Source organism: Bradyrhizobium icense, from assembly GCF_001693385.1.
Taxonomy (GTDB): Bacteria; Pseudomonadota; Alphaproteobacteria; order Rhizobiales; family Xanthobacteraceae; genus Bradyrhizobium; species Bradyrhizobium icense.
This window is the reverse complement of the sequence record NZ_CP016428.1, coordinates 2,263,995-2,279,358: the sequence shown is the minus strand read 5'-3', so window position 1 is coordinate 2,279,358 and position 15,364 is coordinate 2,263,995. Positions and strand designations below refer to the sequence as shown.

Sequence of the window (15,364 nt, the reverse complement as noted above, 5' to 3'; positions counted from 1 at the left end):
GACCAGTTTCAGTCGCGGCGAGGATCTATCCTGGGGTAGAGTTCGCAACAGCGAATGAGTCTGCCGGGCAAGCTAGCGCCATCCAGCGATCCCCTCAACCTGGGCGAATAAGATTTGGAGTTATTCACGCGGAAAGAGAAAGCATCGACGAACGCACGTCAAGATCCATAACAACCGTCACCGCTACTGTTGCCCAATGGCCACGCCGGATCGAAATAAGGCCCACTCAGTGGCGACCCCGCGTTAAACCTCAAGCGCACGTTGCAAGCTGTGACGCGCGGTGAAATAGGTTGCTTGCGACCGTTCTCAACTCCTATGCGATCCGGGGATTGGGCTCTGGCCGACCCGAAGCTACGCATGACGCTCGACCCAGGCCAAGCCAGAGCGCTGTTGGATGCTCCACTTTGACTTCGTAATTGGCGGCATACATCGGAGAAGACTGCTAAGTTGAAGCTGAAAATTCATCCCCTCATCGTCGGTTTGACGTTCGCTAGCACGTTCGTTGTTTTGCTGTGTATCTTGTTCAATCCCCGATGGGAGACGAACGACGACGTCGCCATGTCAATGGTGGCGCACGGCTACGGTTTGGCAGCGTACGGCACACCTAATCTGCTCTTTTCAAATGTTCTCTGGGGCTACCTTGTTCGCGCGTTGCCAACGGTCCACGGAGTCCTCGGCTATTCTCTCGCGACGCTGGGGACTATCGCGTTGGTCGGAACGGCGTTTGTATACTTTCTGTACCGATTGGGCGCCAGTTATCTCACTAGCGCATTCCTCATTGTGCTTCTTCTGTTCCGACCCGTTCTCTTTCCACAGTTTACGATAAACGCCGGATTGTTGGCTTGCGCAGCCGTGCTCGGGTTGCTCGTTTATGCAAGAAACCAGAGCAGTTTGTGCCTCGCCGCATCATGCGCATTCGCATTTCTTAGTTACCTCGTTCGCAGCTGGGAGTTTGCTCTCGTTATGGGCGTCGCTCTTCCGTGTCTCCCATGGGCACTCTTCCAGAAAGAACGCAGGGTTCAACTAGCGCTGACGCTAACGATATGTGCCATCCTGGCAGCATGGTTTTTTGGCAACTGGTCCACTTCTGGGCCAGACTGGAACTACTTCTGGCAATTGAACGCGGCGCGCGCTCCCTTTACGGACTTTGATGCCAAAGCCCGGCTCCTCGCGCAGCCCGATATTATGGCCCGGCACAATTTGTCAAAAAACGATGTCGAACTGCTCTCAGGTTGGTTTGTTATTGATCGGCAGATCGCGAATCCCGAGCAGCTGCAGTCGATCCTGTCAGAACTCGGCCCTTCTGGAGTGAGCGCTCAATTCGAATCCGTCCGAACTGCCATTTCATCGCTCGCCGAACCACAGTTGTTTCCTCTGCTCGCCGTGGCCATCGTCCTATTGACGCTGAAGTTGCGGCGCCGGGTGATACTATCCTGGCTGCTCTTTTTGTGCGGTCTGGTCGCTATGGGATTGGTTGGGCGCCCTGGACTGTTACGAGTTTACTTTCCCTTACTTGTGCTTCTAATTCTTTTGCCGATTGCACTCGACTCTGCAGCATCCTCCTTAAAGCGGGTAGTCATTGTGATAGTACTGGCAGGAGCAAGCCTAATAAGTGCTAGCACTATAATCGCGGAAGCCCGCATCTCCGACAGAATGCTCGCTGATGTCCAAGCCAGTCATTACCGCACGTCCGATTCAATCGTGGTGTGGGGAGACAGCTTCCCGTTCGAGCACGCGTTTCCTCTTCTCTTCACAAATCCAGACCTTCGCGGGTTGAGAATATACGGCTTAGGGGTATTCACGTTCGCCCCGTTCGCGGTAGCTAGAGCGGAAGAGGCCGAAGGAAGAGGATTGGTTACGCGGCTGAAATCGGCAGACGGCATAATGATTTCCGCGAGGGATGGATCGCTGACGCTTCTCGGCACCTATTGTGCCGAACACCTTCGCGCAGAGATGGCTACTGCCATCGTATTCGAATCAAAACGTTGGACAGTCCGAAACGCACGATGCGATATCCAAACGGCCGTACCTTCGGGTGGTTACAGGTAACGGAGCATCTAGAGCGAGATGACGATGTGAAGAAAAGTCGAGGACGCTCGACTCGCCGTTCTTCGGTGTCGACCGGTGTGAACGGGCGCGGACGTTCCGGCGACGTCGCTGCGCGCGTCTGGGGCGTGGTGTGCGGCGTGGAGTACAAGGTCCCGCCGAACACTCCAATCGGTTTCGAGCGCGGTTCTGATTCAATCAGAACCGAAACGGTTGGAGTCCGGGTTTTTCTGCGACAGCTCGCGGATGAGGCCGCAATAGTCGGCCATGGCGACTTCAAAATCAAAACGCCTGGAGATTTCAGCCGCGCGTTCGGCGCGCTGTGGGTCGTCGGCCCGGGCGGCGCGACTGACCGCTTTGGCCAGTTCGTCGGCGTTGCCGGGCTCGACCACCCAGCCGACATCGTGCTCGATGACCGTCAGTGCCGCCTCGGCATCCGCTTCGGAAACCAGGATCACCGGACGGCCGATCGCCAGCAGATTGTAGAACCGGCTGGGCACCGACACGCCGGCGACGTTCCTGCGGTAGGGAATGATCCAGACATCCGCCGCCGAAAGAAACGCCTCTAGCTGCTCGTCCTCGACGCGGTCGACCAGGGTAACGTTCGGGAGGTTTGCTTCAGCCTGCATGGCCTTCAACTGGTCAAAGCCGATTCCCCAGCCCGACAGCAGAAAGTGAATATCCTTGTCGTCGCGCAGCAGGCGCGCCGCTTCGAACACGATAACGGGATCGTGGGTAAAGCCGAGATTGCCTGACAGTCCGACGACGAAGCGCGCGGAAAGCGAACGGCGGTACGGATTGTCCGGGCCGATCGCGCGAACGCCGCGTGCAAGCGTCGCCCAGTTCGGAATGAAGCGGATCTTGTCGCTCGTCATTCCGCCATAGCGCAGCAGCAGCTTCTCGGTGTCGCGGCCGATGATGACGACGGCATCGAGCGCGCGAAACATCGGCGCGTTCAAGGCGCGCATCGCTTTCGCCACGATCGACTGCGGCTTCAACAGGCCAGCCATGACGAGGACGTCGGGATAGAGATCGTGCATGATCAGCGCCGATCTCGCGCCTTTCAATTTGGCCGCGGCGGCAAAAACGTAAGGCAGCATGAAGGGCGCCGGCACGGTCAGCGTGACGTCACCGCGCCGCAACCTCGCGAGCAACACGAAAAACATCCGGACCGTGAACAGCAATTCGGCCACGGCGCGCTTTCCCAGCGCGCCCTTGCCCGGCATCCAGTTCTTGACCTCGACGACCTCAGGCTTGCCCGCTTGCGCCGATATCGCGGAGCCCGCCGTTCCCGACAGCACCAGCACCTCGGCCTCCGGCGCCACGCGGTCGGAAATCGCGGCCATGATCGCCGCCGTCGTGCTCGGATCGGGCGGATAATGCTGGCTGACGACGACGACTTTTCCGGACTTCTGCATCATGGCTTCCGATGGGGCACGAATGGCCGCGGGGACCGACCGGGCGAGGCAGCAAAATCAGGCGGCGTTCGATCCGAATTCCGGCACGGCATCCTTGAGCACCGCACGGATGGTGGAGCGGTCATCCCGCGCGATTGCATCCTCCAGCGCCGCAAGCCATTTGCGCAAGGTCTGCATCGGCGGCTCATTCGGCTTCGCCGCCATGATGCCGGCGACCCCGATCTCCACCGCCGGCTCCTCGGTGGCGAACAGGATCTCGTTCAGCCGCTCGCCCGGCCGCATGCCGGTGAACACCACTTCGATGTCGACGCCCGGTTCGAGGCCGGACAAGCGGATCATCCGCTCGGCAAGCTCCACGATCTTGACCGGCTGTCCCATGTTGAGGACGTAGACGGAGACGTCGGGCCGCGCCGGCGTCAGTGCGTGCGTGGCTGCGGTCAGCACGAGATCGCAGGCTTCGCGGATCGTCATGAAGTACCGGACCATGTCCGGATGCGTCACCGTGACAGGACCGCCGGCCTCGATCTGCGCCTTGAATTTCGGCACCACCGACCCGTTCGAGGCCAGCACGTTGCCGAACCGCACCGAGATCAGCCTCATGTGCGGCTTGCCCTCCGATTGCGTCATCAGGTCGTGGTCGAGCGCCTGACAATACATTTCGGCGAAGCGCTTGGTCAGGCCCAGCATCGAGACCGGCTCGATCGCCTTGTCGGTCGAGATCATCACCATGGCTTCGGCGCCCGCCGCCTGCGCCGCGTCGGCGACGTTGACGGAACCGAAGATGTTGGTCTTGACGCCCTCGCTCCAATCGCGCTCGAGGATCGGCACGTGCTTCAGCGCGGCGGCATGGAACACGATATCGGGCCTGAACTCTCGCATAAGGCTTATGATCCGGTCACGATCGCGGATGTCGGCGATCCGGCCTTCGATGACGGCATTGGCCGCGCGTGCCGTCAGCGCTTCCGTAACCGCGTAAAGCGCCGGTTCCGAGTGCTCGATCACCAACAGCCGCCCAGCGCCAAAGGTCGCGACGCGGTCGCATATCTCTGAACCGATCGAGCCGCCGCCGCCGGTGACGATCACCGCCTTGCCCTTCACCAGCGCTTCAAGCCGCGCGTAATCGATCTTCTCGCTTGGCCGCAGCAAAAGGTCTTCGACGGCGACATTGGTCAGCCTCGGCACGTCGCCGCCTTCGAGCGACGGCAGGCGCCTGACGAACAGCCCGAGCCGCTTGGCCCGCATCAGAACCGCCTCGGGGTGCGCCTCGGGTTCGAACGCCGACGGCGTCATGACGACCCGCGAAATCGGCTTTCCCCGTCCGGCATAATCGCGGACCACGTCCTCGACGTCGTCGATCCCGCCCAGCACCGGCACGTTGCGGATCGACTGCCCGCGGTCCGCGGCGGACGGCGACAGCACGCCGACCGGCCAAAGCTGCTTGACTGCGCCGCTCTCGATCGCGCGCAACAGCACCTCGGCGTCGGCGGCACGGCCGATCAACAGCGTCGCCGAGGCGCCTTCGGTCTGGGCATGTCGGCGAACGCGCGTGTAACGGAAATAGCGATAGCCGAAGCGGAGCGCGCTCAGCGCGAACACCTGAAGGAACCAGTAGAACACGATGGTGATACGGCCGAACAGCACCGGCGCCTTGCCGTTCGATGCGGCGAAAATGAAGGCATAGTCCAGCACGACGAGCGCAACCGCCAGAACGGTCGCCACGCGCAGAATGTTCAGCGCATCAGGGAGCGAAATGAAACGCCATTTCGTCGTTGTCAGATTGAAGACGTAGCAGATAACGATGCTGAAAGCGACAAACAGCGGTAATATCTTCAGCAGCAGCGGCAGGCGGGCATAGAAGGCCTCGCCTCCCTCGAAGCGCAGGTAGAAGCTTGCCAGCAGCGCAAGCGCGGTCGCCAACGCATCATGCGCTGCGATCAGGTAGTTGCGACGGGTCAGTTGGGAAAGAGGCGTCATTCCATTGGCCGGCTACGGAAACGATCGGGATTCGCAGAGCGCCCCTCGCCCGCTGATAGCTCATCTCTGGCGTGCATGCCAGCGATCATGGCCGGACTGTTCCGGAAGATTCCGCCGCCTCTGATCTGGCGCGCAGCACCATGCCACCGGCCCGGCCACTCAACGCCGAGCACATACATCCACCCACAAGATCGACCTCGCGGCTCGCAAGTCCTGGTGCAAGAGCAACGACCCGAACTTTACGGCCAAGGCCGCCGATGTTGTCGGCCTCTACGTCGCCCCGCCCGCGAAGGCCATTGTGCTATGCGTGGATGAGAAGCCCTCGATCCAGGCCTTGGAGCGAGCGCATGGCTATCTGAAGTTGCCCAATGGCCGCGCCTTGACCGGCCAGAGCCACGATTACAAGCGGCATGGCACGACAACACTGTTTGCGGCGCTCGAGGTCGCCACCGGAAAGATCATCGCGACGCATTCAAAACGCCGTCGCCGTGTCGAGTTTCTCGACTTCATGAACAGTGTCACCGCGGCCTTTCCGGGCCGAAAGCTTCACGTCATCCTCGACAACCTCGACACCCATCAGAAGAACGAGCACTGGCTAAAAGGCCCACCCCAATGTGAAATTTCATTTCACGCCGACAAGCGCGTCCTGGCTCAATCAGGTCGAGGTATGGTTCTCGATCTTGCAGGGACAGTCACTCAGCGGCACCTCCTTCACAAGCCTCAAGCAGCTTCAGGAACACATCGATGCCTACGTCAACGCGTACAACGAAAAAGCCGATCCCTTCGTCTGGACCAAGAAAAAGGTCCGCCAACGCCGCTTCACAGGCCGCCGTATCACTTAGCTCTGATTCCGGGTACTAGCAGGCCTGCATCCGCGATGAAGCAAGATTCCCGATGGCAAAGATCGCAAGCCACGCTGCCGCGTATCGCCCGTCCAGTAGTGCAGCAAGACCGGAATGAGGGCAACCTGCTGGGTAACCCCCATCTGGAACAGATTGGCAGACCACCCGGCGAACAGCCGCTCTGCCCGACCGGGCGCCGGAGGATTCGACGAAGCCCTGGCTTTGCCAGGTACGTCAACAAGCTCATCGATCAAGGGTGAAAACCTCTCAGAGCATCGTGAGCGAGCTATCAGCCCGAGGACGGGATGTCGAGGGTGCATCTAACAGAAGCGCGTCGTCACGCTTGCCCGCGATCAACCGTTGATTCCTGCTGCGGAAACCGCCAATTTGTGCACCCTCAGGCCAGGGGCCAAACTGCCCCGGCAAACCCGTGCAGTGAAACCGTGACAGCAGAATACATTCCGTTCAACCGGCCTTACTCCACCGGCAAGGAAATGGTCTATGCTGCAGAAACGCAGCGCAATTATCATCTTTCCGGTGACGGCCCCTTCACAAAGCGCTGCCACCGGTGGATTGAGAAACACACCGGCTGCGCGAAAGCGCTGCTGACCCATTCCTGCACCTCGGCTCTGGATATGACCGCGCTGCTGTTGGACCTCGAAAGCGGCGATGAAGTAATCCTGCCTTCTTACACGTTTGTATCGACCGCGAACGCCTTCGTCCTGCGCGGAGCGGTGCCGGTATTCGTCGATATCAGGGAAGACACGCTCAACCTGGACGAACGGCTGATCGAGGACGCGATCACGACGCGGACCCGCGCCATCGTTCCAGTGCATTATGCCGGCGTTTCCTGCGAAATGGATTCCATTCTCGCGATCGGCCGGCGTCACGGTCTCAGAGTGGTTGAAGACGCTGCGCAGGGAATCATGGCCGGTTACAAGAACCGCGCACTCGGGGCGATCGGGGACCTCGGCAGTTTCAGCTTTCACGAAACCAAGAACATCATCTCGGGTGAAGGCGGCAGCCTTCTGGTGCGGGATGCAGAATTCGCGCAGAGGGCTGAAATCATTCGCGAGAAGGGAACCGATCGCGGCCGGTTTTTCCGGGGCGAAGTCGATAAATACACCTGGCAGGATATCGGTTCTTCCTTTCTACCGAACGAGATGACCGCTGCATTCCTGTGGGCACAGCTCGAAGAGGCGCAGCGGATCACCAGCGAACGGATGGCGGTCTGGCATCGCTATCATCAAATGCTCGAACCGCTCGAACGACAGGGCTTGCTGCGCCGGCCGATCGTCCCGGCGGACTGTCAGCACAACGCGCACATGTACTACGTCCTGCTGGCATCCGAAATCGATCGCCAGCTTGTGCTCGACGGACTAAAGCAAAACGGGATCGGCGCGGTTTTTCACTATGTCCCGCTGCATTCATCGCCGGCGGGCCGGCGCTATGGACGCGCGCACGGTGAATTGGCACTGACAACCTCGCTATCGCAGCGCCTGGTCAGGCTGCCGATGTGGTTCGGCTTGAGTGAGAGCCAGCAGCAGCGGGTGTGCGAAACGCTGACCGCGCTCGTGAAAAGATAATCTGCTAGGAACGGCACGGACTGATCAAATAATGCCGTTCAAGTTGCTTTTTGGTCGAGCGCAGCACATGTCACACGGGACACTTCCGGCTACCGTTTGGTATAATAGCATCCGTTGTGTCACACAACAACCCCATCGACGTTAGCGGCGTGATTTCGAGCAATGGTGGTTCATTGAACAAAGCGCTCTGACCTTGAACAAATCAATACCTATACCGACGCCACTCGATCACAGTACAGAATCCGGATTTGGAAAGCCTTCTATGCGCGTTGCCATTATTCAATCATGTTATATTCCGTGGAAGGGATTCTTCGACTTGATCGGCCGCACCGATCATTATGTAGTGCTGGACGGCGCGCAATATGTGAAGCGGCACTGGCATAACCGCAACCGGATCATGACGCCAACCGGGCCGATCTGGCTGACAATTCCGGTCGCCACCAAATCGCGCTTCGAACAACCGATCGACGAAGTCGGTTTCGCGGAGCCATGGGCCGATAAGCACTGGCGATCGATCGAGCTGGCCTATCGCAAATCGCCCTTCTTCGCGGAAGAAGCCCCGGCGCTGAAAGCCATCTACGAGGCCGCCGACCGCCTCGAGCGGCTGACCGACGTCAACACGCTGTTTCTGAAAGCGCTGATTAAACGACTTAATATCTCAACCACCATGGTGCGCGACAGCGAATATTCTCCGCAGGGGCAGCGAACCGAAAGGCTGCTCGACATCTGCAAGAAGGCAGGCGCCACAAGATATCTCTCCGGGCCTTCGGCGCGTGAATATTTCGACGAATCCGCGTTTGCTGCGGCCGGCATCGCGGTCGAATGGATGAGCTATGGTCCGTATCAGGCTTATCCGCAGCGGGGACCCATCTTTGATCATGCGGTCTCAGTGATCGATGTCCTGTTCTCGACAGGATCTGCGGCCGCATCCTATTGCGGTCCGATGACGATCGAACAAGCCGCGAGGACCGGCTGATGCGGAACCTCTGGCGTCCTCTCGGAAGGGTCTTTTCACCAGCCGCCGGTGAGCCTTGGTGCGCCAGCCATGCAGCGAACCCGACGGCCCTGGCGCTTGCCGATGGAAATGTGCGGATCTTCTTTTCGACGCGTGACACCTCCAACCGATCGTCGGCCGCTTCCGTGGATATCGCCATCGACGGTGACCGGTTCGAGATGTTGGGCCGGCTGCGCGGACCACTGCTGACACCGGGCGCGCGCGGATCGTTCGACGCCGATGGCGTAACGGTTTCCAGCGTCGTCTCGCATGACGGAAAGCTCTATGCCTTCTATCTTGGATGGACGGTACTGGTGCATGTGCCATTCACGAACTTCATCGGTGTTGCCGTGAGCGACGACGGAAAAACCTTCCGCCGCGGCAGCAGCGTGCCGGTGGTCGGCCGCAGTCCGGAAAATCCTCTGTCGGTCGGATATCCGATTGTACTGCGCGACGGGCCGGGTTGGCGCATGTGGTTCGGCTCTCATCTTCATTGGGGGCAGAAGGGCCTCGAAATGCTGCACGTTATCAAGGAAGCGCGCTCCCCCGATCTGGTCCAGTGGACGCCGTCTGACGCCGTCGTGGTCGACGTCGCGGGCCCTACTGATCCTCTGGAGTTTGCGATTTCGCGCCCTTCGCTGTTGCGTGAGCCGGATGGCAGCCTGTCGATGTGGTATGCGCGGCGGCGCCCGCATTATGAACTTGGCTTCGCACGCTCCACCGATGGCGCGCGATGGGAACGGCGCGATCAGGATCTGATCTTTGTCGGCACACCGGAAGCTTGGGAAGACAAGGAACGAACCTATCCTTTCGTCTTCGACCACGGCGGCCGACGCTACATGCTCTACAATGGCAATGGTTACGGCCGCGAAGGATTTGGATTAGCCATTCTCGAGCAATGAACCATTATGTCAGAAGTTTTGCGCGGCGCATCGCAAAATATTCGGCGTCGGATCTAGGCGTGGTCACTTCGTATCCTAGCAGAAGGCGCAGGCCCGGATCGTCGGTGAAGTCGTCGCCAAGGAAAGCTGGCAGATCGATTTGCTGGCGGATGATCGGCGAGGTGTAAACCTGGTTGACGGCCCGGCGTTCGGTCCCCGAGCGGTTCGGCGCGCCGCTGTGGTACAGCATGCAATCCAGTACGATGTAGGCTCCCGCGGGCGCACAGACCTGCACGGCCGATGCCTCGACAAAGCGATCGGATGGAAATTTCTCCTGCTTGTGAGTCGCCGGCAGAACCAAGGTCGCGCCATTGTCGATCGTGAAGGCATCGAGGCAGAACAGCGCATTGATTGCTATCGGCCGCGAGAACACGACATGCTGATACGGCAGATCGCGATGCCACGCGCCCTGATTGTAGGTTTTGGCGGGCGGATTGATGACTCCGTTCTGCTGCGACAGGACCTGATAGCCCCCGATCAGCCGCTCGCAGATCTCCAAAATCGCGGGATTGCGTGCGAGCGCCAGCAAGTTTTTGTCGTAGGCGAATGGCGTGCGGATAGTATTGTGTTCGTCGATCCGCGCCAGCGCTTCGGTACCTCCGGCGGCGCTGTGCGCGGCCAAGCGCGCGGCGTCGAAACTTTGCGCAAATCCGCTGAGTTCTCCAGCCGAATAGCCGCCCCCGACGATCGCATAGCCGAGCGTGCTCAGGCTTTCCACCGCCGCATCGATGTCGCTGTTGGCCGCTACACGTTCGTTAATGCCATAAGATCTTATCATAGCTCGTCTTGGTCAGTTCTTGATAGCGGCGGGCAGTGTGACGGCGAACCCGCCATCGCTCTGGATCCGGGCAGCAACGGCGAGTTGTGAGGAAGGATGAACTGCAACAACGGTTGCCCAACCGACCAGTGTGTCAAATCCATCATAGCGTACCGCCGGGCCGAGCGGCCACGCCTCTTCCGGATGATCCAGCAAAAATCGCTCGAACATTGCAAAGGTGCATGGCGCATAGGCACGCAACAAGGCCGCCATCTGACCAGCGCCGAACGCCTGCACCGGCAGTTTTGCCGCTGCCAATTGCTGTTCAAGCGAGGCGTCCAGCTCTTTCCACGCGTTGAGATAGGCGATTGCATCCGGCGATACGTCAATACCTGCGACTTCCGATCCGGCAAATGTCGAGCGTGCGAACCTGAAGAGCTGAAATCCGGCGAGCGGAGCCGCCAGCTCCTTGTGGCTGATTAGCTGCAGCCCCGACCTCGCCGCAAAGGAAATCATAGCCGCCGGGCTGATGCTCCAGAAGTGGTCGAAGAACAGCAATTCATCGTTGGCAAATTCCGTCGTCGGACAAATGACGATTACCTGTCCGTCCGACGCCATCAACGTTTCGAGGGTAGCAAGAAACTGCGCGGGGTCCGGAGTATGCTCGATCGTATTGATCGAAACTACAACATCGAACGGACCATGCCCGGCCAGCTCACGATCAGGGAAACCGCGCATCAGGGTCAGGCGTTCACCGGCCTGCGCTAGCGCACGCGGCAGCGCCGGATCGATGCCTATCAATCGGAAGGACGCGCCGCCTTCGCATTCGCTGAGGGCACGAAGCATCGCACCGGACCCGCAGCCCACATCGATCATGCGCAGGCCTGTTTGACGCGCGCCGATCGCATCGACGATTGCCGCTGCATAGGCCCTGCCCCGGGCCTGTTCTCCGGCCCCAGTCAAGGCAGGCAGACCATAGGCGCCGGAGTAGATCGCGGAGATTTCGGCTGCTGCCGGCGGGTATCGATGGCGCACCAGCCCACAGACTGGACACCAAATCTTATCGATCGCCCTTGCGATAATACGTCCGTCACTTAGCATGGAACGACCGGCTGCCGGAATGGGCAGGCTGACGCCCTCATCGCATCCACAGCTCGGGCATATTTCGGCGGCCTTGGTGAGCTCATCTGCCTGAACGCTGCCGGTTGGCGCTAGTACCATTGTTTCCCTGTCATTGCCCGGAGACGCCGAGCGTGCTCTCTGATCAGTCCCGCGCCGCTCTCATCGGTCGCCGTAGTCTGCGACCGCACCTCAAACTGGCCAACGAATAGAAATGGCATGCCGACCCCGGGTCGTATAGCACGTTTTGCGGTGCCGTGGCGCCGTGTGACCTTCGTGCGAAGCCCGACGGCCCAACGAGCGAAGTATCCGCAGAGTTGGCACGCGCATCAGACGCGGTCGTGTTCCGTCCGCGACGGTGCAGTGGCGGTTCACCCGAAAAATGAACTTTTAAAAAAGTTGGCCCGGTGGTAGCCACGGTGGCCGAGGGGCTGTTCGATAAGTTTGACAAGGGGTTAGCAACACAGTTCCGTTTGAGCGGCGGCAGCACTGGAAGAGCAAAATCAGATGAAAACGCGACGAATCGTGATCTTTGGCTCCGGTCAAATAGCTGAACTCGCTGACTTTTATTTTACGAATGACTCCACCTACGAAGTCGCGGCATTTACGGTTGACCAAGCATTTTTTTCCCACAACGAGTTTCGCGGGCGCCCTGTAGTGCCCTTCGAGCACGTCGCAGAGAAGTTTCCTCCGCAGGATTTTAGCTTCTTTGTCGCGATCGGCTACACCAAGCTAAACCTGCTTCGTCCGGAGAAGGTCGCCGCTGCCCGCGCCAAGGGGTATCAGTTGGTTTCCTATCTGAGCAGCCATGCAACGGTCTTTGCCGGCTTCGAACTGCAGGAAAACTGTTTCATTCTCGAAGACAATACTATCCAGCCTTTTGCACGCGTGGGTAGCAACGTCACACTCTGGAGCGGCAATCACATCGGGCACCATTCAACGGTCGAGGACGACGTGTTCATTTCGTCGCATGTCGTCATCTCCGGCGGCGTCAAGATTGGCCAGGGCAGTTTCGTCGGAGTCAACGCGACGTTTCGGGATCATGTCACAATCGGAAAGAACTGCGTGATTGGGGTTGGCGCCCTCGTGCTTGAGGATCAGCCCGACCACGCGGTGGTGGCGCCGCGCGGAACCGAACGCTCCAAGGTGCCGAGCACGCGCCTGCGCAACCTTTGACGCCGGGCCTGTTATCCGCTTGCGGCAATATGCCGTACCACGACGGTGAATTCGTAAAGCCCATAATCCTGCAGCAGCGCCACCGATCGGCCAAAGCGATGCAGACAATAGGATAGCATCTCGGCTGCATCGGCGTAGTATAATGTTTCGCTACGTCTTTCGGGATCGCTCGACAGGCTCAAGACATTGAAGGCGAAGCCGCGCCGGCCCGCGCGTGCAAGAATGTCGATGGTCTCGTGGACGTAGCGCGCCCAGGTCTCAGTCGGAACCTCTCCTTTGACGTTGAAGATTCCACTAGCAACCGCGAAGTCCATGGTCTCCGTTGGCTCGGCCCCGACCCGCCATTGGCAATCCGCGCTCTCGCCATGCAGCCGCGTCGCCTCACTGATCATGTTCGGCGTAATGTCGTAGCCAATGAACGGTCCTCGATGCCCCGCCGTACGCAAGAAACGCATGAAATCGCCGTAGCCGCAGCCGAGATCTAGAATCGATGCGTCTGGGGCTCCATCGAGCAGACGAAGAAACTGCTCGTGCCGAAGCTCGTGCGACGGCTTCCCGTTCCAGTCGACGCCTTGCGGGGTCGGACCATGCAAGGCGAGCTTCGAGCTGTAGTAAGCAGCTACGTCACGGACGATCGATGGATCCGGGCCGGTGCTCACCGCAACTTACTCCGGAGCAACGGAATTCGAATCTCTGTGGCGGGCGAATTAACTGCGATCATCGCTTGCGATCGAGCGCTGGCGTCGAGATGCTGGCTGCGGGCGGAACGCGAATCACATTCGATCCTTCCACCGCAGCGACCTCTCTGCGATGCACGCGCTGCACAACCGTATAAGGACGCCGCTTGGTTTCGGAAACGATATTGGCGACATAGATGCCAATCACGCCGAGAATGCATGTCGTCAGCCCGCCAAAGAACCAGATCGAGACGATCAGCGATGTAAAGCCATCGACGCCGATGCCGGAAGCAAGATAACGGGAGATGTAGAAGAGGATCGTCGCCACTGACAACGCGAAGATCGCAATGCCGGCGTATAGAATGAAATAGAGAAGCTTCGTCGATGTTGTGGTCAGGTATTTGACCGCCATCTCGGTGCGCATGCGAAGCGAGTATGTCGTCGGCGAGCCTGATGATTTCCGGAACGGGACCGGTATCTGGCGGAAGCCCGTTAGCTGCCATAACTGCGAAATCACAAACTCGCGGTCGCGATGCCGGACCAGCGCGCGCACGTAATCCCGCGTCATCAGGCGGACAGTGGCCAAGTTCCGCGGGATCCGATGATCGCTCAATGCATCGACCAGCGAAAAGAACACTGCGCCACTGATGCGTTCGACCGGGCCGCCTCGCCGCGTCTGCTGGATGCCATAAACGACGTCGCTGTCGCCCTTCATGAACCGCTCATGGAAGCTGGTTAGAAGTTCGGGATCTTCATCAAGATCGCTGTCGATCAGGAACACAAGGTCGCCCCTCGCATGGGCAAGACCCGTCATCATCGCCTTGTGGTGGCCGAAATTGCGCGCGAGGTCGACCACGACGACCCGCGGGTCGGCCCGGTGCAGGGCAAGGGCAAGATCGAGGCTGTCGTCCGGAGAGCCGTCGTTGACCATCAGCAGTTCAATATCGTGCGTGATGGGTTCCGCTGCTGCGATAACGCGCCGATAGAATTCATGGATCGTCGGAGCTGACCGGTAGAGGGTCGTCACAACTGACAATTTCACGCAACAGCCCCCATCAAATCTCTCGCGTCGCCTGTGGATCGGATCGAATTGCGCGGATTGTGTACAACTGGATTCCATCGGCGGCAAGGATTCGGTGAGAAGGCTGCGATTTGGCCAAGCCTTTGGCGTATCTGAGAGTTTAGGCGAACCAGGCGCGGCGAATCAAGTATCGAATCCAGACCCCGGCGCATACCGCCAGACGAGCTATCCACTTAATTGCCTGCTTGGCACCCGCTTCCACGCAGATCGCTTTGAGGATGGTCGTCAACATTGTTATCTTCAATTTATGCTGTCCCTCAAAATGCTCAGCGCAATAGGGGCTTAGCGGTTCCTTCTGCTCCGCATCGGCAACCAGAAAAATGCCTTCATCGGATCGCAATCGCGAGACCAGTCCCCTGTCGGCTTTTTTTCGGCTACGGCCACCGAAAAGGGCGCCCATGTAAAAACGCCCAGACCAAACATTTCAGGTTTCGGGAATTGGATTGTCGTGGAAAGAGCGGAAATGAAATTTCAAAAGGAAATGCGCCGCCCCAGACAACAACCGGTTCGGCCGGGACCGGCCGAGGACCGTTGCCGCGGCACTATCCCTGCTGTTAGCCCGCGATTCTGCGATCAGGACTTTAGCGTTGACCGGGCACGCGATCACAAGCACCACGTCGGACGACCGGATAGAAAAGAAATCAAAAGCGAGCATGAACATCGGTACATAGACGCGCAAAATGCCAAGCCGGCCCGCCATCCCAACGCGAATATCACTGCCACAGAGATTATCCACGACACGATCGCGCTCGC

Annotated in this window: 13 protein-coding genes and 1 pseudogene; 6 read left to right on the top strand and 8 right to left on the bottom strand. The window is 59.3% G+C overall.

Annotation, left to right across the window (positions count from 1 at the left end; all coding sequences use genetic code 11):
- Positions 1-447: 447 nt before the first annotated feature.
- The gene (locus LMTR13_RS10725; protein ID WP_065727844.1) at positions 448-2,049 is read left to right on the top strand and encodes a hypothetical protein; all 1,602 of its coding nucleotides are present in this window, start codon (positions 448-450) and stop codon (positions 2,047-2,049) included.
- A 191-nt stretch (positions 2,050-2,240) separates the two neighbouring features.
- On the opposite strand, the gene LMTR13_RS10720 is transcribed toward LMTR13_RS10725, so the two are convergent.
- Both LMTR13_RS10720 and LMTR13_RS10715 read right to left on the bottom strand, forming a co-directional pair.
- Entirely contained in the window at positions 2,241-3,464 is a 1,224-nt protein-coding gene (locus tag LMTR13_RS10720; protein WP_065732593.1) for a glycosyltransferase family 4 protein, read from the bottom strand.
- Positions 3,465-3,521: 57 nt separating this feature from the next.
- Entirely contained in the window at positions 3,522-5,438 is a 1,917-nt protein-coding gene (locus tag LMTR13_RS10715) for an SDR family NAD(P)-dependent oxidoreductase (RefSeq protein ID WP_065727843.1), read from the bottom strand.
- Between the two features lie 181 nt (positions 5,439-5,619).
- Between LMTR13_RS10715 and LMTR13_RS39060 the strand changes: the two are divergent.
- The 4 genes and pseudogenes from LMTR13_RS39060 to LMTR13_RS10695 form a co-directional block, all read left to right on the top strand.
- A pseudogene (locus LMTR13_RS39060) lies at positions 5,620-6,280 on the top strand (IS630 family transposase); the annotation flags it as partial.
- Between the two features lie 494 nt (positions 6,281-6,774).
- Positions 6,775-7,866, top strand: coding sequence for a dTDP-4-amino-4,6-dideoxygalactose transaminase (gene rffA, locus LMTR13_RS10705; RefSeq protein WP_065727842.1), 1,092 nt, complete (start codon positions 6,775-6,777; stop codon positions 7,864-7,866).
- 262 nt (positions 7,867-8,128) lie between these two features.
- Entirely contained in the window at positions 8,129-8,842 is a 714-nt protein-coding gene (locus LMTR13_RS10700) for a WbqC family protein (RefSeq protein ID WP_065727841.1), read from the top strand.
- A 164-nt stretch (positions 8,843-9,006) separates the two neighbouring features.
- Positions 9,007-9,762, top strand: a complete 756-nt coding sequence (locus tag LMTR13_RS10695; protein ID WP_236843346.1) for a glycoside hydrolase family protein — start codon at positions 9,007-9,009, stop codon at positions 9,760-9,762.
- A gap of 4 nt (positions 9,763-9,766) precedes the next feature.
- Here LMTR13_RS10695 and LMTR13_RS10690 read toward each other — a convergent pair whose 3' ends face one another.
- Together LMTR13_RS10690 and LMTR13_RS10685 are read right to left on the bottom strand one after the other, a co-directional pair.
- Positions 9,767-10,579 (bottom strand): phytanoyl-CoA dioxygenase family protein, encoded by an 813-nt coding sequence (locus tag LMTR13_RS10690; RefSeq protein WP_065727839.1) that lies wholly within the window; start codon positions 10,577-10,579, stop codon positions 9,767-9,769.
- 12 nt (positions 10,580-10,591) lie between these two features.
- On the bottom strand, positions 10,592-11,659 hold the full coding sequence (locus tag LMTR13_RS10685) for a class I SAM-dependent methyltransferase (RefSeq protein ID WP_197521068.1): 1,068 nt from the start codon (positions 11,657-11,659) through the stop codon (positions 10,592-10,594).
- 525 nt (positions 11,660-12,184) lie between these two features.
- On the opposite strand from LMTR13_RS10685, the gene LMTR13_RS10680 reads away from it, so the two are divergent.
- Positions 12,185-12,853 (top strand): acetyltransferase, encoded by a 669-nt coding sequence (locus tag LMTR13_RS10680; RefSeq protein ID WP_065727837.1) that lies wholly within the window; start codon positions 12,185-12,187, stop codon positions 12,851-12,853.
- Between the two features lie 11 nt (positions 12,854-12,864).
- On the opposite strand, the gene LMTR13_RS10675 is transcribed toward LMTR13_RS10680, so the two are convergent.
- The 4 genes from LMTR13_RS10675 to LMTR13_RS10660 all read right to left on the bottom strand — a co-directional run bounded on the left by LMTR13_RS10675 (position 12,865) and on the right by LMTR13_RS10660 (position 15,347).
- Positions 12,865-13,512, bottom strand: a complete 648-nt coding sequence (locus tag LMTR13_RS10675) for a class I SAM-dependent methyltransferase (RefSeq protein WP_083218975.1) — start codon at positions 13,510-13,512, stop codon at positions 12,865-12,867.
- A gap of 58 nt (positions 13,513-13,570) precedes the next feature.
- Positions 13,571-14,572 carry a glycosyltransferase family 2 protein gene (locus tag LMTR13_RS10670; protein WP_065727836.1) on the bottom strand — a complete coding sequence of 334 codons (1,002 nt, stop codon included), beginning with the start codon at positions 14,570-14,572 and terminating at the stop codon, positions 13,571-13,573.
- A 139-nt stretch (positions 14,573-14,711) separates the two neighbouring features.
- Positions 14,712-15,011: a hypothetical protein gene (locus LMTR13_RS10665; protein WP_065727835.1), complete on the bottom strand. Its 300-nt coding sequence runs from the start codon at positions 15,009-15,011 to the stop codon at positions 14,712-14,714.
- Positions 15,012-15,035: 24 nt separating this feature from the next.
- Positions 15,036-15,347 (bottom strand): hypothetical protein, encoded by a 312-nt coding sequence (locus LMTR13_RS10660; RefSeq protein ID WP_156795549.1) that lies wholly within the window; start codon positions 15,345-15,347, stop codon positions 15,036-15,038.
- Positions 15,348-15,364 lie beyond the last annotated feature (17 nt).